This is a genomic window from Streptomyces sp. NPDC087440 (assembly GCF_044744005.1).
Lineage (GTDB): Bacteria > Actinomycetota > Actinomycetes > Streptomycetales > Streptomycetaceae > Streptomyces.
Window position 1 is genome coordinate 30071 of the sequence record NZ_JBIUXN010000018.1, and the last position, 20196, is coordinate 50266.

The following is a 20196-nucleotide window of genomic DNA, read 5'->3' on the forward strand; positions in this document are numbered from 1 at the left end:
CGAGAGTGGCACACGGCACTGACAACGCACGCGCCGAGGGGGTGTTCACCGGACGCCTCCGGTGAACACCCCCTCGCGCACTGCCTGTCGGCGGATCAGACCTGTCCGGCCTTCTCCAGCGCGGTGCAGCAGGTCTCGACGATCAGCCGGGTGACGACGTACGGGTCGACGTTGGCGTTCGGCCGCCGGTCCTCGATGTACCCCTTCTTCTCCTGCGCGACCTGCCAGGGAATCCGCACCGACGCACCACGGTCGGAGACCCCGTAGCTGTACTCGTTCCACGGCGCGGTCTCGTGCAGGCCGGTCAGCCGGTCGTCGATGCCCGCGCCGTAGTTCTTGACGTGGTCCATCGGCTTCGACCCCTCACCCAGCGACTCGCACGCGGTGATGATCGCGTCGTAGCCCTCGCGCATCGCCTTGGTGGAGAAGTTGGTGTGCGCGCCCGCACCGTTCCAGTCGCCCTTGACGGGCTTGGGGTCCAGGGTGGCGGAGACGCCGAAGTCCTCGGCGGTGCGGTAGAGCAGCCAGCGGGCGATCCACAGCTGGTCGGAGACCTCCAGCGGGGACAGCGGCCCCACCTGGAACTCCCACTGCCCCGGCATGACCTCGGCGTTGATCCCGGAGATCCCCAGCCCCGCCGCCAGGCAGTGGTCGAGGTGCTTCTCCACGATCTCCCGCCCGAAGATCTCGTCCGCGCCGACACCGCAGTAGTAGCCGCCCTGCGCGGCCGGGAAGCCGCCCGCCGGGAAGCCGAGGGGGCGCTCGCCCTCGAAGAAGGTGTACTCCTGCTCGATCCCGAAGATCGGCTTCTGCCCCTCGAACTGCTCCGCCAGCGGCCGCAGTTCGGCGCGCATGTTGGAGGGGTGCGGGGTCATGTCGATGTTCAGCACCTCGCACATGACGAGGATGTCGTTGCCGCCGCGGATCGGGTCCGGACAGGAGAACACCGGGTTCAGCACGAGGTCGGACGCGTGCCCCTGGGCCTGGTTGGTGCTCGACCCGTCAAAACCCCAGATCGGCAGCGCCGCCCCGTCGCTCAGGATCTTCGTCTTCGAGCGGAGCTTCGCGGTCGGCTCGGTGCCGTCGATCCAGATGTACTCGGCCTTGAACGTCACGACGCCATCCTTTACGGGTTCTGCTTCTGCGCGGCTGCGGGTCTGCCACCGGTGCGGCGGTGGCGGGTGCGGCCCCGTGCTGCTGCGGTGATGGTCGGCAGCCTGGCAACCCGCGATTTCCCTCCCATTGCCCGAATGTGAACCCCGTGTTACCACCCCTCCCCACCGGCGTGACCTGCGTCGCACCACGTGCCGCAGGCCCCGCCCACCGGAAGGGCCCGCCCCCGTACCGGCCATGCAGACTGGACCCCATGACGACACCCACCCCCACACCCACCCCCACCCCCACTTCCACCCCCACGACCGCCCCCACCACCCCCCTCCGCGTCGGCCTCCTCGGTACGGGCCCCTGGGCCGCCCGTACCCACGCGCCCGCCCTCGCCGCCCACCCCGGCGTCCACCTCCAGGGCGTCTGGGGCCGCCGCCCCGAAGCGGCCGAAGCCCTGGCCCGTACCCACGCCACCACCGCGTACGAGGACCTGGACGCCCTCCTCGCCGACTGCGACGCGGTCGCCGTCGCCCTGCCCCCGGACGTGCAGGCCCCCCTCGCGGTCCGGGCCGCGCGGGCGGGCTGTCACCTCCTCCTCGACAAGCCGGTCGCCACGACCCCCGAGGGCGCCCGCGAGGTCGCCGAGGCGGCCGAGGCGAACGGCGTCGCCTCCGTCGTCTTCTTCACCCTCCGCTTCGCCGCCGGCGTCGCCCCCTGGATCGCCGAACAGGCCGCCGCCGAAGGCTGGTTCACCGCCCGCGCGCACTGGCTCGGCGCGCTCTTCTCGCCGGGCTCCGACAGCCCGTACGCCGCCTCCCCGTGGCGCGGCGAGAAGGGCGCCCTGTGGGACGTGGGCCCGCACGCCCTGTCCGTACTCCTGCCGACCCTGGGCGACGTCACGGACCTCACGGCGGCCCCCGGCCCCGCCGACACCGTCCACCTCACGCTGCGCCACACCTCGGGCGCCTCCAGCGTCACGACCCTCAGCCTGAGTGCCCCGCAGGAAGCCGCGGGCGTCGACATCGAGCTGCGCGGCAGCACCGGCGTCCACACCCTCCCCGCCCACTGGGGCCCGGCCACCGACTCCTTCACCGCGGCCACCGACGCCCTCCTGGACGCCGTCCGCACGAACACCCCGCACCCCTGCGACGCCCGCTTCGGCCTGCGCGTCACCGAACTCCTCGCCCAGGCCGAAGCCGCCCTCCCCGCCAAGCCCTGACCGCTACTGCCCCCGGCGCCCCAACGCGTCCCGCACGGCCTCCTCCGTCCGCCCCACCACGGCAGTGCCGTCGTCCGCCGTGATGATCGGCCGCTGGATCAGCTTCGGATGCGCGGCGAGCGCCGCGATCCACCGCTCCCGCGCATCCGCCTCCCTCGGCCACTCCTTCACCCCGAGCTCCTTCGCCTCGGCCTCCTGGGTGCGGGTGATGTCCCACGGCTCCAGCCCGAGCCGCTCCAGCACCTCCCTGATCTCCCCTTCCTCCGGTACGTCGTCGAGGTAGCGCCGCACGGTGTACGACGCCCCTTCCTCATCCAGCAGCCGCACGGCCGACCGGCACTTGGAACACGCGGGATTGATCCAGATCTCCATGCCCCAAAGTTACCCCCAACCCCACCCGCCTCCCGGCCCCAAACCCCCTCTGGCCAGGGCCGATTGTCAGTGGTGCCCAGTAAAATGGGAAGCGTCCGAGAGGGTCCGTGAACGCCTCAGGAGGATGCCCGTGACCGCTGCCGCACTGATGACCAACGCCCGCCCGCACAAGCCGAAGACCACCCCGCCCAAGCCCCTCCGGAAGAAGCCCCTCCCGGCCGGCCGTCCGCGCGAGTGGTACATCTCCCACAACCGCCGCCTGAAGGCCATGCGCCTGGCGATAGCCCTGATGGACACGGGCATCTACGTCCCGGAAAAGGCCACCAACCGCAAAATCCGCGACACGGCCGCCCGCGTGGGCATCCACCCGCCGTCGAACACGACGTGCAGGTTGGTCCGCGAGCTCATCCGCGACGAAATGGGCTGACAGGGGGCCGCGATGAGGTGCCGGAGCCGCACATCGGGCTCCGGTGGGTACAGGCGGGGTGTCGCCCGGGCCGGAAGGGGCCCCAGGTGGCACCCCGCCGCCGTTCGCTCCTCTCCGTCGGGGTACCAGCGGGCCGCCGTAGACCAGTCCCGTCTTCAGCCGTATCCGTATGTGCAGCACCTCCGCCGCCGGGTGGCTGAAGCCCTGGCCCCCTCCAGAACCTTCACCTGCGCGTCCTGGCCCGCCCCGACCAGGTGCGCCTGCCGCGCCTCCTTCAGGTACGCATCGAACGACCCGTACCGGGACAGCAGTTCGACCGAATCGGCAAACAGGGTTCACCCTAAAAGGGCTTTCCTCGAAATTCAGGATTCAGAGGAATGGTATCGCGCCAAGATCTCCTCGAAATCCAGTGAGGATCACAACATGGAGGTCGGATCGGCGTGGATGTGTTCGCCTGTGCAGAAAAGTATGTTCTCGAGATGTTTGCGGGTGCTGCGGTCTGTGTGCACACAGGGGATGTGCTGGAATGCACTGTCCGGAGGCACCCGGGGTACTCAAGTTTCCGTAGCGAGATGATGGACGATCTCGTTCGGAGGAAGGGGAAGCGCTCTAAGCGGTGGGAGGCGCTCATCGCCATGGGAAGGCTGGCTGAAATGGGCGATGACGATACGTGGAAAATGGCCTTTATTGACTGCCTTTCACCCGTTCTCCGTCGGCGCTCGCGAAATATTTCGCGTGATTTTGGTACGGATCTTGAAGATGTTCTCTCGGATATGTTCGAGGCCGTGCTGCTTGCGTGGATTGAAACGGGGCATGGATGTCCGCCAGGCGGTGTGCGTCATTACGTAATTAAGAGTGCTTACAATCTCGCCCACAAGAGAGCTAAGGTGGATGGGGGAGAGCAGCCCTTTGACGCTATGGATGATTTCCCCTCGTCGGTGGAGGATTCTTTTTCTTTCACTATGAGGAATTCGGTCGTCGTAAATGATGCCGACGTGCGGGATCCGGTTGTTGCAGAGCAGATTCGTGGTGAACGATTCGGTGCTCTCCTACGGAAGATGGGGTACGGTGAAGAAATGACGTCGTTCCACCAGAAAATCCGTGACGGACTTCACCCTGAAATTTCACAGAGGGTTTTGAAAAGTGGAGTAGCGACGAGAGTCTGGGTCGATGGAGTGGAGCGATATTACTACGTATCGGATTTCTATCCAAAATTCATTGGCCTGCGTGATGCGGCAAAAGTCATGGGGATTGCTGAGTCTGCCGCATATCGAATGCTCAGAGACGGAGACCTTCCTCTTCCGGTGAATTCATCCGGACGGAGTTATCAGGTGTCTGTCAGGGCTCTGATGAGCCACATGGAAATTCCCGATATGGTCGTCCACATGGATGACGTGGAGAATGGGGCAGGGCATGCGGGGTAGCCAGCCGCGCGGTCCCCTGTCGTCCGCGCCGCCACGAGGCGACACTTTTTGTGGCGGGGTATGTGGCGGGCGCGATCCGCTTCTAGGGACGCTGGGTGGTACCCATACCGGAATGCCTCGAAGCGAAGTAGCCGTCGACGAGCCAGAAGTAGCTCTACCGATTTCGGATTTCGATGAGCGGGTTGAGCTGGTCTTTCGAACTCCGAGGCGTGAGCATGACCAGTTGCTCGCGAAATGGCTGTGCGAACAGCAAGGCTGGGCTATCCGAGTTGCTGGTCAGCAGGATCCCGGGCGGCCGGAGGACCAAGTCGGATACGTCGTCGAAGTGCGACTTTCGGGCTCGAGCAGGGGTGCCGAGGTCGGCGCCCGCCAGCGCCTCTTGGAGGTTGTGGGAAAACACGTGTCCACAACCATCGTGGGAGGGGCCTTCATCCCTCCCCGGAAACCCGAGCCGTTGGTTACGTGGCGAGTCTTCCGGAGGTCGCGCTGGGAGAACAAGCGCGGATTCGGTTGGTTGGCTTCGCTGTGTACTCAGTCCGGATTCGCCGACGAGCAGCGCACCATCGACGTTGCCCCTGCGGTTGAAGAGGCGGAGGTCTACGAGCTACTTAAGGGACAGCGGATTGGGGGCTTCGCGTTTGACGCGCTGTTTCACGGTGTGCGCAAGAGCGTGGGGCCCAAGGTCAACGAGACGGAGGGCGACGGGAACCCTTGGTGGCACGGCCGTCGAGGTATAGCACTCCGCCTTGCTCTGGTACTCCTGCTCATGTTCTATGGCTGGCTCGCGTACGACCGTTCCTTGCTGGGCCAGCTGGCCATGTTTGCGCCACTCGCAGGGGCCGCGTGGTTCGTTGGCAACTGGTATACGAGCAATCAGCGTCGTCTCTGGCTCCTGCGCTGGCTGACCGGGATCTTGATCTTGTCCAGCGGCGCAATGCCTGGGTATATGTGGCACCAGCAGAACCCCAACGGCGTTGCTGCGCAGGTGAGAAGCATTCTGCTCACATTCGCCTGTCTGGCCTTGCTGTGGTTCGTACCGCGAGGCTGCTGGTTCGCCATTCGGCAGACTTGGATCAGCCGGCACGCCGTCAGTTTGATCACAGCAGCTTTTCTGCCAATTCCATTAGTCCTGCCGTTCGTCGGATCATTTCTTCAGTTTCTATACATGGAGGATGTCTTCGGAATCCCTGCGGACTCGGTTTCTATTCCAATTTATTGGACCGGGGCATCTGCGGTGTATCCCACGCTTGGCTGTGTGGCGCTGCTCATGCCGCCCATGTCCCTCTATGGCTGGGCCCGGCACTTCCACTGGGCCTGGGAGAAGCGCATCGTTAGTGTTGTGTCCGCAGGGGGCGCTGTCTTGCTCTTCACCACGGGAGGTCTTGCATTCATGAACCGGACCTCCGAAGCCGCCCACCGCGCGGGCCGTGACGTAGTGGAAGCGAAAGCACCGGATCCCTACTTCGGTATCCAAGGCAAGAGGGTGTGTGTACAGCGGCTCAAGGGAAAGCCCTCTGTGCACAACGGGCCGCTCCCCGTTGATCGCCCGTTGTTCACTTTCAGCACAGACGGCACGGTCCTCTACCTATGGGACGCAGTGCGCGCTCGTGTCGAAGATGGTCCGGATCCAGTGATCTCGGTGCTCTCGGTAGAGGTCTCGACATATGCAGTGAATGATGGCCAGAGCCACTGCCCTGAACGGGATTGAGGTGCTGCTTTTCGATGTTTCTTCTTCAATAGACTTCGACCACGGATCGTGTCCCGCTCGCGAGAAGCCGTAGAAGAAGTGAGGCCGCCGCCTCGGTGGGGGCGGCCTCACTCCTGCTCAGAGCAGCCGACCTCGCCCTTCTGTAGCCAGTTGGCGTCCTTGGGGCTGAGCCCGAAGATCTCGCACTGCCCGATGTCCAGCCCCGGTCGCAGTCGGCTGGTACCGCTCGCGCAGATGGGAGCGCAGGGCGTCTGTTCGCTGGCATGACAGCGGTACGTCCTTCGCAACCTTCTTTGACCGTCGCTGCTTCATGCGCTTCACCGACCCAGCCTTGCAAGGGTTCTCGGCGGTCAAGTCGTCGTCCACTGCCACGGCCGGGATCGACGTGAGGTGTGTGAGGACCAAGTTGACGGTCGTCTCGTCGAACACCTGCAGTCGGCGCCTGATCCAGATCGCATCAGGAGACCACGGGTCCTGATCAACACTTTCGGGTACTGGATCAGCCTTCGACCTCTGCGATCCACGGCAGGCGAGGTATGTGCCTGCGCAGAGTCCGATCGGCAGGTATGAAGCCGCGGGTGAGGTACCTGGGGGCAGCATTTTCCAGACGGTGGCACTCTCCGGCGAGAACTTCGGCAAAGGCCAGCAACTTGCGTCGGGTTCGCTTCTCAAGCAAGTCGGCTGCAGCCTCGGCGCCGCTGCTGATCAGCTTAGCGGTGCTGATCAACTCCTCTTTGGCGGCTGGATCCCCGTGTGCAAGGGCACGCGACAGGCGTTCGCGCTCTCCAACTACATGGGCTGCAGCCAGAGAGAGAATCGATGATGCTGCAATTTCGGCCGATTCTTCTGCATTGGTCATGGCGTTTGCCAGGAGGGGGAGTTCGGCGAACGGTAGAGGATCGACGCTATCCCACAGGGATTCTGAGAGCCGGAGCCCGACGCGTGTTCCCGTGCTGTCCACGCACAGTGGCGGCAGGTCCCGTGAGGATTGCCGCAACTCCCAGCGCTCGACGCCGGGGTCAGCTATGGAGCCCCTCAGAATGGCGCGGAATGCCTCTCGCAAGTCCTTGATAGAGAGATCGGGAACGTCCAAGCGTACGAGACTGCCATGGCGTCGAATGTCCAGTACCGAGAATCTCACCTCTCCAGCAGCTTGAAGTATGGCGAGGTCTCGGCTGACGTAGGTCGTCTCCATCACCCCCCCATTGATCAAGGAAGCGTTCTGTCCGTAGGCCACGGCGACTCCGTGCTCGAACCCATGGCAGATGGTACGGGCTCGGATGACAGCGTCCAGCACTGTCTGTAGGTCAGTGGGTTGGTCGCCCACGAGGAGCGTGCCGTCGATGGGGTCCCAGCGGAAGTCCTCATGTGCGTTCGCGTTACGCCAATCAGATCGGATCGTGGAAGCGATCATTCTGCATAGCGGCTGTGTCCCCTCGGCCACGAGTAGGTCCCGAATGGTTGAGAGAGAGGCTCCTTGCGGCAGCGTCCGGCCCAGCAGCTCCAAGACCACTGTGGCTGTCCGCTTGACGTCACCTTCCAGCGCAGCCCGATACATGTCCAAGACCGCACGCGCCTTCTCTTCCTGGTGCTCCGCCCGGTTGTAGGCATGGTGGTAGGCGATCTGCCCGCGGTGGGAGGACAGCAACTCCCGTTCTTGACTGCTGTGCCGTGCAATCACCGCACACGTAAGTGCTGGTTCCAACTTCAGATGGGACGCCACCAGATCACGCGACAGGAGTGTGGCGCGGTGCGCCTCCAAGGGACGGTCGGACAGTGCGAGGGCTGCTAGGTGATTGAGCAGTTTCACTGTCAGCGGTATGGAGTCGTCGATCAGATGGCTCAGGCTCCGGCGTAGCCGACGGACGAGCTTCTTTGGATCCTTCGCCCAGGCGGCCAGCAAACGAGCTCGTACCGCTACACCCGAGCCGCAACCCACTTCCTCGGCCGACAGCCCGAGCGCTCGTCGGTATGTGTCCTCGTTGGGAGCGTCGGCCTGATGATAATTCCTGGTTGCAGTCTCCAGAGCCCGCGCAATTGCTTGGGCCGCTTGAGCATGCCTCTGTACCGGAGCCCAGGCGGCCTCTAGCCACCCTTGGTTGAGGCAGGCGAACAACGCCTGGACCTCGCGTTGATTTGCCTGCGCCAGGTCAGCAGCCAACCGTCGCTCAGCCGCGCTGGTACGGGAAGGGCTGAACCGGGATACCTCAACTGCCACGGAGCTAAGGGCGACAACTGAGGTGCTGAGACGCTGCAACAACTCTGGAAGTCGCTTCCCGACCGTCGCGCCGGAGGCGGTCCGCAGGAGCAGGATTTCCATCGCCGTGTCGTCGGTTTCCTGCTGAAGCCTGGGCAGGTCGGCGTCCTTCAGCACGGACTTCCATTGCGCGCGGGTCACCGGTATGAAAGCAACGTCCTGTTGCTCCGGCGGCTGCACATGCGGTGCCGTGAGCTTCAGACGTCCGATCAGCGCTTGCACAGCGGCCCGGGATTCTCGTTCGACCGTACCCAGTTGGTCGGGGAAGACTGTGTCCACCAACACAGAATGCCACCGGATCCTGGGATGAAGCTCGCTCATTTCCTTGATGGCTCGCAGGTGGCCAGCGTCGGCACGGGACGCACGCAGAGCAAGGCCGCCACTCCGATGAGAGTGACGGCCTCACTGTTGCTGGCGCTATGTCGGTGAATCGACCGAGCAGTACACGCGCGGGCGGAAACCAAGTGGTATCAGCGAGCACTGCTGAGCAGAGTCGTCGCATGTCAACGCATGTTCCCAGGTACCCTCCCGGGTCACCCGGAGCTGATTTTTAGAGGTCGAAGTACAGCTCGAACTCGTGCGGGTGCGGGCGCAGCTGGATCGGGGCGATCTCCTGCGTGCGCTTGTAGTCGATCCACGTCTCGATCAGGTCGGGGGTGAAGACACCGCCGGCGAGAAGGTACTCGTGGTCGGCCTCCAGGGCGTCCAGGACGGCCGGGAGGGAGGTCGGGACCTGCTGGACGTTGGCGTGCTCCTCGGGAGCCAGCTCGTAGAGGTCCTTGTCGATCGGCTCCGGGGGCTCGATCTTGTTCTTCACGCCGTCGAGACCGGCCATCAGCAGGGCCGCGAAGGCGAGGTACGGGTTCGACGACGGGTCCGGGGCGCGGAACTCGACGCGCTTGGCCTTCGGGTTGGAGCCCGTGATCGGGATGCGCATCGCGGCGGAGCGGTTGCGCTGCGAGTACACCATGTTGACCGGCGCCTCGAAGCCCGGGACCAGGCGGTGGTAGGAGTTCACCGTCGGGTTGGTGAAGGCGAGGAGGGAGGGGGCGTGCTTGAGGATGCCGCCGATGTAGTAGCGGGCCATGTCCGAGAGACCGGCGTAACCCTGCTCGTCGTAGAAGAGCGGGACGCCGCCCTGCCACAGCGACTGGTGGACGTGCATGCCCGAGCCGTTGTCGCCGAAGATCGGCTTCGGCATGAAGGTCGCGGTCTTGCCGTTCTTCCAGGCGACGTTCTTCACGACGTACTTGAAGAGCATCAGGTCGTCGGCCGCGGCGAGCAGCGTGTTGAACTTGTAGTTGATCTCGGCCTGGCCGGCCGTGCCGACCTCGTGGTGCTGGCGCTCGACCTGGAGGCCGTTCTTGTCCAGCTCCAGGGAGATCTCGGCACGCAGGTCGGCGAAGTGGTCGACCGGGGGAGTGGGGAAGTAACCACCCTTGTAACGGACCTTGTAACCGCGGTTGTTCTCGACCGCACCGGTGTTCCAGGCGCCCGCCTCGGAGTCGATGTGGTAGAAGCTCTCGTTCGCCGACGTCTGGAAGCGGACGTTGTCGAAGACGTAGAACTCGGCCTCGGGACCGAAGTACGCGGTGTCCGCGAAGCCGGTGGAAGCGAGGTACGCCTCCGCCTTCTTGGCGACGTTGCGCGGGTCACGGCTGTACTGCTCGCCCGTGATCGGGTCGTGGATGAAGAAGTTGATGTTCAGCGTCTTGTCGCGGCGGAAGGGGTCGATCCGCGCCGTCGACAGGTCCGCGCGCAGCGCCATGTCGGACTCGTGGATGGCCTGGAAGCCGCGGATGGACGAGCCGTCGAACGCCAGCTCCTCGTCCGGGTCGAAGGCCGCGGCGGGGATCGTGAAGTGCTGCATCACACCCGGCAGGTCGCAGAACCTGACGTCGACGAACTTCACGTCGTTGTCCGCGATGAACTTCTTGGCTTCGTCGGCGTTCCCGAACATCCAGCTCCTCCTACTCCCGCCCGGGGCCGGACGGGGTTGCCGCGTCTTCTGCGGGTTCTTCATGCGGGCCAGTGCGGTGGCGCACGCTGGCGTCGACCATAGGCAGACGGGATTTCTCCAGCATGACCCATTTGTTTCGCCCAAGTTAACCAGCAGGCTCCACCGCTCCCCGCCGAGCCTGCCCCCGACCGACCGTGACGAACGCTCCCTCGGACGTGACGCTCGCCGCAAGCGCCGCCCCGCCCGGACCGGGACGAAGGGGGGCGCAGTACCGTGGTGGGGTGGACAACAGGCAAGCAATCGGATCGTGGCTCTCCGGGCCGCGCGCGGCCGCCGAAGAGATGGGCGCCGACTTCGGACACCGGGGCAAGCGCCTCGGACTGCCCCCCGAGGGCCCCGGCGCGGTGGCCCCGCTGGGCCGCCGGTTCGGCGCGCTCTTCGTCGACTGGATTCTGTGCCTGCTCATCGCGAACGGCCTCTTCGCCCGCGGCGACGCCCAGGCCGCGGGCAACGCGGCGCTTCTCGTCTTCCTCGTACTGAGCATCCTGACCGTCGGCACCATCGGCTGCACGCCCGGCAAGCGCCTCTTCAAGGTGCGGGTGGTCTCCGAGCACGGCGGACGGCTCGGCTTCGGGTGGGCCGTGGTCCGCAGCGTGCTGCTCTGCCTGGCGATCCCGGCGCTGATCTGGGACCGCGACGGGCGCGGGCTGCACGACCGGCTGAGCCGCTCCGTACAGGTACGGATGTAGCCCGGAGACGTACGAGAACAGGATGTAGTGCGGAAACGTACGAGAACAGCAGGACGGCCCCGGAACCTCTCAGAGGTTCCGGGGCCGTCGCTTGCGTAGAAGGAACGGGAGGGACGGGCGGTCAGCGGCCTCGCGGCATCTTCATGCCCTTGGTGCCGGGCATCGGGCCCTTCGGGAGCGGCATGTTCGCCATCAGGTCGCCCATCGCCCGCAGTCGGTCGTTGGTCGCCGTGACCTGCGCGCCGGTCAGGGGGCGCGGCAGCTTCAGCATCGTGGTGCGCACCTTCTTCAGCGGGGTCTGGCCCTCGCCGTTGCCCACGATGATGTCGGTGACCGGGACGTCCGGGCCGACGATGCGCGCCATCTTCTTCTTCTCGGCGCCCAGCAGGGTCCGCAGCCGGTTGGGGTTGCCCTCGGCGACCAGGACGATGCCGGCCTTGCCGACGGCCCGGTGCACGACGTCCTGGTTGCGGTTCATCGCGACCGCCGGAGTCGTCGTCCAGCCGCGGCCGACGTTGTCCAGCACGGCCGCCGCGGCCCCCGGCTGTCCTTCCATCTGCCCGAAGGCAGCGCGCTCGGCACGCCGTCCGAAGACGATCGCCATCGCGAGGAAGGCCAGCAGGAAGCCGAGAATGCCCAGGTATACCGGGTGACCGATCAAGAAGCCGACGCCCAGGAGCACGCCGAAGACGACGATGCCGAGGCCAAAGACCACAAGACCCACCTTGGGGTCCTGCTTGCGGGTCATCTTGTACGTCAGAGCGATCTGCTTGAGTCGCCCGGGGTTCGCAGTGTCCGCGTTCGCTGCGCGTTCCTTCCTCGCCATGCGAGAAAGTTTACGTTGCCTAGGACGTACGAGCGGACACGGCCTCCAGTACGTGCTGTGTCTCGACCCGGTCCTTGGCCCGGCGGCGGTCCTCCAGCACGGCGGTCCAGGCGTTCCGGCGCGCGGTGCGCTGGCCGGTGCCCATCAGCAGGGACTCGACGGCGCGGAGCGCGTCGGTGACGGACGGGAGGGCGTTGGCGCGTACGGCCTGCATTCGGGGGTCCCCCTCGTAGCAACGGCGAAAGGCGTCAGTGTCAGTGGTGGTGTGGCTGCGGTGCGTAAAGCCAGGGTCACTGATGGGTGTTACCAGCACGTGACCGACCGGTCAAACAGCGATGAAACCTTGACGGTAGGGGCGAAAACGCTGACGCGGCCCGTACGCGCCCCCTACCTGCGGAGACCGTACGGACCGCGTCATGACGGCCACTACTGTTCAGTAATGTCTGGTGAGTGGATTCACACGGCGGGCGTGGTCTCCAGCGCCCCGCGGCGCTCCATCGCCTGGCCGTACAGACGGCCCGCGCGGTACGAGGAACGGACCAGCGGCCCGGACATCACACCGGAGTAGCCGATCGCGTCGGCTTCGTCCTTCAGCTCGACGAACTCCATCGGCTTCACCCAGCGCTCGACGGGGTGGTGCCGGGGCGAGGGGCGCAGGTACTGCGTGATCGTGATGAGCTCGCAGCCCGCCTCGTGCAGGTCGCGCAGCGCCTCGCTGACCTCTTCACGGGTCTCGCCCATGCCGAGGATCAGGTTCGACTTGGTGATCAGACCGGCCGCGCGCGCCTTGGTGATGACGTCCAGCGAACGCTCGTAGCGGAAGCCGGGGCGGATGCGCTTGAAGATGCGCGGCACCGTCTCCACGTTGTGCGCGAAGACCTCGGGGCGGGACTCGAAGACGACGTCCAGCAGCTCGGGGACCGCGTTGAAGTCGGGGGCCAGCAGCTCCACCTTCGTACGGCCGGCCTCGCGGCCGGACGTCTGCTGGTGGATCTGGCGCACGGTCTCCGCGTACAGCCAGGCGCCGCCGTCCTCCAGGTCGTCGCGTGCGACGCCCGTGATGGTGGCGTAGTTCAGGTCCATGGTGACCACGGACTCGCCCACGCGGCGCGGCTCGTCACGGTCCAGCGCCTCGGGCTTGCCCGTGTCGATCTGGCAGAAGTCACAGCGCCTCGTGCACTGGTCACCGCCGATGAGGAAGGTGGCCTCGCGGTCCTCCCAGCACTCGTAGATGTTGGGACAACCGGCCTCCTGGCACACCGTGTGCAGTCCTTCGCCCTTCACCAGGGCCTGCATCTTGGTGTACTCGGGACCCATCTTCGCCCGGGTCTTGATCCACTCGGGCTTGCGCTCGATGGGGGTCTGGCTGTTCCGGACCTCCAGGCGCAGCATCTTGCGTCCGTCGGGTGCGACAGCGGACACGTCCGCACTCCCTCTTGCCGTAACGGCTTCGATTCATCGGCGAACACCAGGGTACGCCCGATATTTGCATGGCACTACGTCCGGACAACCTGGACCCGGACGGGGACATTCCCCAGCTGACGTTTAGACGGCCGCCTTTTCGACCTCGCGCGGCGCGAGCACGGACTCCGCCATCACCGCGGTGAGGTGCTTCTCCACCACCGGCAGGACCTCCTCGATGGTGACGTCCCGGCCCAGCTCGTTCGCCAGCGAGGCGACGCCCGCGTCCCGGATGCCGCACGGGACGATCCGGTCGAACCAGGTGTTGTCCGGGTTCACGTTCAGCGAGAAGCCGTGCATGGTGACGCCCTTGGCGACCCGGATGCCGATCGCGGCCAGCTTGCGGTCCTCGCGGCGCTGACCGGCGTTGGAGGGCGCGTACTCGGGACCGTTCAGCCGGGCGTCGAACTCGGGGTCCGACAGGCGCGGGTCGAAGTCCAGCGACAGCCCGCCGATCGAGGGCCGCTGCTCGACGGGGTCGCCGAGCACCCAGACACCGCTGCGGCCCTCGATGCGGGTGGTTTCCAGGCCCAGCTCCGCACACGTACGGATCAGGGCCTCCTCCAGCCGTCGCACGTGCGCGACCACGTCCACCGGGCGGGGCAGCTTCTGGATCGGATAGCCGACCAGCTGGCCGGGGCCGTGCCAGGTGATCTTGCCGCCCCGGTCCACGTCCACGACGGGCGTCCCGTCCAGGGGGCGCTCGCTGTCCTCGGTGCGCCGTCCCGCCGTGTAGACGGGCGGGTGCTCCAGGAGCAGACAGGTGTCCTCGATCTCGTCCTCGAAGCGGGCGGCGTGCACCTCACGCTGCTTCTGCCATGCCTCCTGGTACTCGACGGCCTCGTCGCCGAATCCCAGTCGGACGAACCGCAGCTCACTCACGGTGTGTCTCCTTCGTATCGCCACGCCCTCAGCCACTGTACGGCGGCGGGGACGGCGGTCCATGGGCAGGGCGCGGAGCGGGGTCTCCGTCAGCGCCTCCGATGAATCGTCACACGATCGGATGAAGTAGAGGCGCTCAGGCCGGTTCCGGGGGTCAGGGTCGCTAAATTCGCGCCGTCCCATGCAGGGCTGCCACCCGGGGCCCGGAAGGCAGGAGAGCACAGAGCTGATGACGGAACGACCTCCGCAGCGCATTCCCAACCGACAGCTCGCCGCGCTCATCGCGGAGGCGGGATTCTCCAACGCGGGTCTGGCCCGACGGGTCGACCAGCTGGGACTGGAGCACGGGCTCGACCTTCGGTACGACAAGACCTCGGTCACCCGCTGGCTGCGCGGCCAGCAGCCGCGCGGCACCACGCCCGCGCTCATCGCCGAAGTGTTCACCAGGAGGCTGGGCAGACGGCTCTCCGCGCAGGACCTGGGACTGGACGCCTGCGCCCCGGTCTACGCGGGGCTGGAGTTCGCGGCCACGCCCGAGGAGGCCGTGGACATCGTCAGCGGCCTGTGGCGCAAGGACTCCGGCAGCCACGCCGAGCTGCGCAAGATCGCCTTCACCCCGGCGGGACTGGTCGTGCCCAGCCGCGACTGGCTGATCGGCCGCGCCGACGACCGGGTCGGCCGCGGTGAGCCGCCGGTCGTGAACGGGGCGACGGCCGCCCGCGTCCCCGCCCAGGGCGGCCGCCCCGCCGTGCTGCCCCGCCAGCGCCAGACCGACCGGGGGCCGGGACAGCGGGTCACGTCCGGCGACATCGCCGCCCTGCGTTCGGTGGCCGATTTGTTTCGAACGCTGGATCACGCGTACGGCGGCGGGCACGCCCGGCAGGCCCTCGTGCGCTACCTGGAGCACGAGGCGGAACCCATGCTCCGGGGGACCTACGGGGAGGCGACGGGCCGCAGGCTGTTCTCCGCCGCCGCCGACCTGACCCGGCTGGCGGGCTGGACCTCGTACGACATCGCGGCGCACGGCCTGGCCCAGCGCTACTTCGTGCAGGCGCTGCGCCTGGCGCAGGCGGCGGGCGACCGGGCGTACGGCAGCTATGTGCTGGTCACGATGAGCAGGCAGGCCGTCTACCTCGGGCACGGGCGGGAGGCGGTGCAGCTCGCCCGGGTCGCCCAGCAGGGCGTCGGCTCGTCCGCGCCCTCGGTCGTGCAGTCCCTGCTGCACGCCGTGGAGGCGCGCGGGCACGGCGTGCTCGGCGAGGTGCGGGCGTGCACCTCGTCGCTGGTGCGCGCCGAGCGGGCGCTGGACGCCGCGCGGCCGGGGGACGACGTACCGCACTGGGCGAAGTTCTTCGACGAGGCGCAGCTGGCGGACGAGTTCGGGCACTGCCACCGGGACTTGCAGCAGTACCGGGCGGCAGCCCAGCACGCGGAGAAGTCCTTGCAGCTCAGGCCGCACGGGTACGCGCGCAGTCGGCTGTTCTGCCGGGTGGTCCTCGCGCAGGCGCGGCTCGGGCTCGGGGAGCTGGACCAGGCGTGTGCGCTGGGTGCGGAGGCGGCCCAGCAGGCGTCCGAGATGCGCTCGGCGCGGGCCACGGAGTACGTCCGGGAGTTCGAGCGGCGGCTGGAGCCGTACCGCGACGCGGCGGCGGTGCGCGGGTACCGGGACCGGGTCGCGGCGCTGGGCTGACGACCCGGTCCCGGTGGCCCCGCTACGGGGTCACTTTCCGGCCACCCCTCGCACCTGGACCTCGGCCGGGGAGAGGGGTGCGGTGGTCGCTGCGCGTTGTATACGGACAGGGCGGGCGCTCGTCCCGGTCGGGAGGGGAGGGGGGTGCCGGCGAGTCCGGTGCGGTTCACGAGAGGCCTCCCGGCCGGCCGTAGCCGGTGAAGTGGGCGCGGACCTGGTCGGCACTGAGCGCCTCGTCCCAGGTGAGGAGTTCGTCCAGGTCGCCCCGCAGCGAGGTGCCGGGCATGCCGATCGAGCGCAGCGGCAGCGGGATGGAGGCGGCGACCGTGCCGGCCTTCTCGCCGTTGACGTACAGGGTGGTCGAGCCGGGGGTGGTCACCCAGGTCAGCTGCACCCACGTGTTCTGCGGGAGGGTGTAGTCGAAGCTGTGGTCGGCGACGCCGAAGCGGGTGAAGCCGACCTTGCCGGTGCCCCACTGCTGGAGCTTGAGCGCGCCCGCCTTCGAGCTGAACAGCACCTGGTCGGCGGTCTTGCCGGTGGAGCGCACCCAGGTCGAGGCCGTCCACGGCTCCGTCACGTCCAGGCCGCCGAGGCCGACGCCGTCGCGGTCGTTGTCGAAGCGCCAGGCCTGGCCGCGTACGCCGTCGGCGACGGGGGTGGGGTTGTTGATGATGTACGAGGTGCCGGGGAGGTCACCGGCGGTGTCCTCGGCGTACAGGGTGTTTCCGGGGCTGCCCGCCCACACCCAGCCGCTCGGGTACGGCTTGGTGTCGAAGGTCCAGTGGTGGGACGGCTTTCCGTCGTTCGTACGAGGCCTGGCGGGGGTGGGGTTCAGGCCGGGCGGGTCGCCGATGCGGGCGACGCGGGCGCGGAAGTCGGCGAGGGTGTCCGGGGTGGCGGAGGCGTTCCAGGAGCGGTCGGCGAGGATCGCGCGGGGGCCGGACATGTGCTGCTCGTAGTACAGGTCGTCGGCCCAGAAGTTGTAGTCCGCCCAGTTCTCCAGGCTGGAGCCGAGCATGTCGGGGGCGGTGCTGGGGGCCCAACTGTCGTACATCCAGGACTCGTTGGGGTAGAGGTTGTGGTAGTTGTTCGGGGTCACGTAGAAGGGCGCCATCGCGATCTCGTCGTGGCCCGGGATGGTCGGCTCGGAGCCGGTGCCCTCCCAGGTCAGGTAGACGACCGAGGGGTTGACCTTCTGCTGGGGCGCGGTCATGTGCTCGACGCCGTTGAAGATCGCGGTGCGCTTGCCGTGCCGGGTGATCACGGAGTCCAGGGTGTTGATGTACTGGGCCAGCAGGTCGCCCAGCGTCGAGACGTCGGGGTCCTTGGCCAGGTGGTCCTTGACGCGCGGGCAGTTGGCGAGTTGTCCGGGCAGTTCGTCCGCGCCGATGCTGAAGATCGGGGCGTCGAACCAGCCCGCGAACTCCTCGACGATCTCCTTCGACTTCGCGACCGCCCGCGCACTGGTCATGTCGATCATCCAGTTGGCGGTCAGGTGGGAGTGCGTGTGCGCGGCCGTGCAGGGGTCGGGGCCGTCGCCGAAGCCGATGCCGAAGGCGTCGGTGATGACGGTGGCGTGCCCGGGGACGTCGATGCCCGGCATGATCTGCACGTGGTGGCGGGCCGCGAAGGTCTTGAGGCGTTCGATGTCGGCGCGGCTGTAGCTGTTCTTCGGGTCCGCGAGGCCCGGGAATTTCGGGCTGTCGAGGCGGAAGCCCTCCGAGTCCGAGAGGTGCAGGAAGAGGGTGTTCATCTTCTGGTCGGCCATCCGGCGCACCAGGTTCTCCAGGTAGGAGAGCTGCCAGTACTTGCGGCCCGCGTCCAGCATCACCGTCCGCAACTGCTGCGCCGGTACGTCCAGGGAGCGGGCGCGGGGGAGCGTGCGGTGGTCGGGGGCGGCGCGCAGGAGCTGGAGCAGGGTGCGGGTGCCGTAGAACAGGCCGTGGGTGGAGGCGGCGTCGATGCGGACGGCCTCCGCGCTGTCGAGGCGGTACCCCTCGACGCCGTACGCCGTGTCGTTGGCGAGCCGCAGCACGATGTCGCCCCGGGTGGCCTGCTGGACGTCGGTGCGCACCGGCAGGTTCAGGCCGGTCACCTGCGACAGCTCGGTGCGGAACTGGTCGGCGAGCCGGCGCGGGGTCTGGCGGGAGGGGGCGATGAGTTCGCTGCGTACGGCGGGCAGGGCGCCCGGTGCTCCGGAGGCGGGGGCGACGAAGATCCGGCTGCGGGCGGAGAGGGCGTTCTGTCCGCCCAGGTCCGACCACTGGGTGGGTCGGGGGACGATGTCGGGGACGGCCGGAGCGGCGGCGGCCGAGGCGGGGGGAGTGACGGCTCCGGCCAGCAGGCCGAGGAGCAGGAACGCGATCGGTACAGCGCGGCGCACGAGGGGCCTCCTGGATACCTGTGGGGTCGGAGGGACCGTAGCGGCGCGTGGGAGGCATGACAAGAGGGTCTGCGGAGAGTGGTGTGGACCACTTTCCGCGGACCCTCGTCGTTCTTTGGTCCGACCAATTGCCTTCTGGTGGTCGGGAGTTGTCGATACGTCAGGCCGCGTCGCGCAGTTCCTCGGCCGCGTAGCCGGGGCGGATGCCGAAGTCGCGGAGGATCTCCTCGGCCGCCCTGCGGCCCGAGTGCAGGGCGCCCTGCACGGTGCTGGTCTCCCGGTGGTCCCCGCAGACGTACAGCCCGGAGAGCAGCCGGACCGGGCGGCGTACGTCGTGCGGCGCGGGCATCGCGGGCACGGCGTCCGGGTCGTGGTGGACCGCGAGGAGCTCCCAGTCGTCGGTCGGTGTGCCGTACAGCCGCGACAGGTGGGAGCGGACCCCGTGGTCCAGGTCGGGCGGGGGGTTGCCCAGGACCGTGGAGGAGATCAGCACCCTGCCGTCGGGCGCACGCGTGGGATCGACCGCGCTGACGACGGCGGTGTGCGACACGGGGCCGCTCCGGTCGGCTTCCAGGACCAGGGCCGAACCGGTCGCGGGAGCCGTGGCGGTGGTGTGGTGCAGGACGGTCACGGGGTGGAAGTCGGGGACCCGCAGGCCGGGCAGGAGTTCGGCGGCGGCGCGGGCGCCGGTGGCCAGGAGCAGGGAACGGCAGCCCAGTTCGCCGTCCTCCTTGGTGGTGACGGAGGAGATGGACGCGCCGGTGACGTGCACACCAGTGCGGATCGTGCCGGGCGGCAGGGCCGCGGCCAGGAGTTGCGGCAGGGTGTCGGCGCCGCCCTCGGGCAGACAGAGGCGACCGCGGGCGAAGCCGCGCAGGGCGAGGTCGGCGCAGCGGCTGGAGGTGGTGAGGTGCGGGTCGCAGAGCAGGGCCGACAGGAGCGGGCGCAGGAAGCCCTCGACGGTGCGCGAGGGCAGTCCCCGGCTGAACAGGGCGTCCAGGGCCGGAAGTTCGGGCCGAGCCAGGAGCTTCTCGACGGGGGCGGCGGCGAACCGGGTGAGGGCCGCGTTGAGGCGGGCCTGGTCGAGGGCGCCGCCGAGGGGGCGGGTGGCGGGGCTGCCGGAGGACGGGGTGCCGGGGGACTGGCCGACGGCGGTCCCGTTCCGGGGGGCGCTCGCGAGGGCGCGCGCTGCGGTGAGTGCGCCCCTTGCGCCCCGTACCCCCGCACGTGCCTTCGCGCCGCGTACCCCCGCGACCTCGCCCGCGCGGTAGTGGCGGCCCTCGCTGTGCACCAGCACGCCCGGGGCGAACGGGCGCAGGGCGAGCCCTTCCAGGCCCGGTGTGCGCAGCAGCTCCGGGTAGGCGCTGCTGAGGACCTGACCGATCCGGTCGAGCCGGAATCCGTCGATCCGCTCGGTGGACATCCGGCCGCCGACGTAAGGGGCGGCCTCCAGGACGCTGACTGTTACCCCGGCCTGGATGAGCTGGTGGGCGGCGCAGAGTCCCGCGACCCCCGCTCCGACGATGACGACGTCCGCGTGGTGTGCTGTGGTGAGCACGTGCCCCTCCCCGAGGTCGGCGCGGCTGTGGTGCAGGGCCTATGCCCCCGACAGCCGTACGGGATACCCGCACTGAGGGTGCAGCGTAGAAGTCGGCACACTCTCTCCGGCAGGCGCGCACCTCCCGTGCACCGATGCACGGCGGTCGCACATGGGTGGAGAGTCGGTCGCACCGG

The 20196-nt window shown here is 67.8% G+C and carries 16 protein-coding genes; 6 read left to right on the forward strand and 10 right to left on the reverse strand.

The annotated features are described in order from the left end of the window. Positions 1 to 95: 95 nt before the first annotated feature. On the reverse strand, positions 96 to 1115 hold the full coding sequence (gene glnII, locus ACIO3O_RS29960; protein ID WP_401751282.1) for a glutamine synthetase: 1020 nt from the start codon (positions 1113 to 1115) through the stop codon (positions 96 to 98). A 251-nt stretch (positions 1116 to 1366) separates the two neighbouring features. Between glnII and ACIO3O_RS29965 the strand changes: the two genes are divergently transcribed. Further along, positions 1367 to 2323: a Gfo/Idh/MocA family protein gene (locus tag ACIO3O_RS29965; protein ID WP_401751284.1), complete on the forward strand. Its 957-nt coding sequence runs from the start codon at positions 1367 to 1369 to the stop codon at positions 2321 to 2323. A gap of 3 nt (positions 2324 to 2326) precedes the next feature. On the opposite strand, the gene ACIO3O_RS29970 is transcribed toward ACIO3O_RS29965, so the two are convergent. Continuing rightward, a complete protein-coding gene (locus ACIO3O_RS29970) occupies positions 2327 to 2695 on the reverse strand; it encodes an ArsC/Spx/MgsR family protein (protein ID WP_401751286.1) in 369 nt (122 codons plus the stop codon). Positions 2696 to 2819: 124 nt separating this feature from the next. Here ACIO3O_RS29970 and ACIO3O_RS29975 point away from each other — a divergent pair, with 124 nt between their 5' ends. The 3 genes from ACIO3O_RS29975 (at position 2820) to ACIO3O_RS29985 (ending at position 6254) form a co-directional block, all read left to right on the forward strand. Further along, positions 2820 to 3122 carry a hypothetical protein gene (locus tag ACIO3O_RS29975; RefSeq protein ID WP_401751288.1) on the forward strand — a complete coding sequence of 101 codons (303 nt, stop codon included), beginning with the start codon at positions 2820 to 2822 and terminating at the stop codon, positions 3120 to 3122. A gap of 440 nt (positions 3123 to 3562) precedes the next feature. Then, positions 3563 to 4546, forward strand: a complete 984-nt coding sequence (locus ACIO3O_RS29980; RefSeq protein ID WP_401751290.1) for a hypothetical protein — start codon at positions 3563 to 3565, stop codon at positions 4544 to 4546. A gap of 112 nt (positions 4547 to 4658) precedes the next feature. Next, positions 4659 to 6254 carry a hypothetical protein gene (locus tag ACIO3O_RS29985; protein WP_401751292.1) on the forward strand — a complete coding sequence of 532 codons (1596 nt, stop codon included), beginning with the start codon at positions 4659 to 4661 and terminating at the stop codon, positions 6252 to 6254. Between the two features lie 499 nt (positions 6255 to 6753). Here the strand turns inward: ACIO3O_RS29985 and ACIO3O_RS29990 are convergent, their stop codons facing one another. Together ACIO3O_RS29990 and glnA are read right to left on the reverse strand one after the other, a co-directional pair. Continuing rightward, entirely contained in the window at positions 6754 to 8790 is a 2037-nt protein-coding gene (locus ACIO3O_RS29990) for a hypothetical protein (protein ID WP_401751294.1), read from the reverse strand. Positions 8791 to 9061: 271 nt separating this feature from the next. Then, positions 9062 to 10471 (reverse strand): type I glutamate--ammonia ligase, encoded by a 1410-nt coding sequence (gene glnA / locus ACIO3O_RS29995; RefSeq protein WP_401751296.1) that lies wholly within the window; start codon positions 10469 to 10471, stop codon positions 9062 to 9064. 281 nt (positions 10472 to 10752) lie between these two features. Between glnA and ACIO3O_RS30000 the strand changes: the two genes are divergently transcribed. Then, positions 10753 to 11220: an RDD family protein gene (locus tag ACIO3O_RS30000; RefSeq protein ID WP_401751298.1), complete on the forward strand. Its 468-nt coding sequence runs from the start codon at positions 10753 to 10755 to the stop codon at positions 11218 to 11220. A gap of 121 nt (positions 11221 to 11341) precedes the next feature. Here ACIO3O_RS30000 and ACIO3O_RS30005 read toward each other — a convergent pair whose 3' ends face one another. The 4 genes from ACIO3O_RS30005 to lipB all read right to left on the reverse strand — a co-directional run bounded on the left by ACIO3O_RS30005 (position 11342) and on the right by lipB (position 14389). After that, positions 11342 to 12046 (reverse strand): DUF4191 domain-containing protein, encoded by a 705-nt coding sequence (locus ACIO3O_RS30005; protein WP_401751300.1) that lies wholly within the window; start codon positions 12044 to 12046, stop codon positions 11342 to 11344. 19 nt (positions 12047 to 12065) lie between these two features. Further along, on the reverse strand, positions 12066 to 12260 hold the full coding sequence (locus ACIO3O_RS30010; protein ID WP_189821824.1) for a hypothetical protein: 195 nt from the start codon (positions 12258 to 12260) through the stop codon (positions 12066 to 12068). A gap of 242 nt (positions 12261 to 12502) precedes the next feature. Beyond that, entirely contained in the window at positions 12503 to 13468 is a 966-nt protein-coding gene (gene lipA, locus ACIO3O_RS30015; RefSeq protein WP_401751302.1) for a lipoyl synthase, read from the reverse strand. 123 nt (positions 13469 to 13591) lie between these two features. Beyond that, a complete protein-coding gene (gene lipB / locus ACIO3O_RS30020; RefSeq protein ID WP_401751304.1) occupies positions 13592 to 14389 on the reverse strand; it encodes a lipoyl(octanoyl) transferase LipB in 798 nt (265 codons plus the stop codon). Between the two features lie 229 nt (positions 14390 to 14618). Between lipB and ACIO3O_RS30025 the strand changes: the two genes are divergently transcribed. Next, positions 14619 to 16079, forward strand: a complete 1461-nt coding sequence (locus ACIO3O_RS30025; RefSeq protein ID WP_401751305.1) for a regulator — start codon at positions 14619 to 14621, stop codon at positions 16077 to 16079. 166 nt (positions 16080 to 16245) lie between these two features. Here ACIO3O_RS30025 and ACIO3O_RS30030 read toward each other — a convergent pair whose 3' ends face one another. Together ACIO3O_RS30030 and ACIO3O_RS30035 are read right to left on the reverse strand one after the other, a co-directional pair. Beyond that, positions 16246 to 18462, reverse strand: a complete 2217-nt coding sequence (locus ACIO3O_RS30030) for a family 20 glycosylhydrolase (protein ID WP_401751307.1) — start codon at positions 18460 to 18462, stop codon at positions 16246 to 16248. A gap of 160 nt (positions 18463 to 18622) precedes the next feature. Continuing rightward, positions 18623 to 20020, reverse strand: a complete 1398-nt coding sequence (locus ACIO3O_RS30035) for an NAD(P)/FAD-dependent oxidoreductase (RefSeq protein ID WP_401751309.1) — start codon at positions 20018 to 20020, stop codon at positions 18623 to 18625. Positions 20021 to 20196 lie beyond the last annotated feature (176 nt).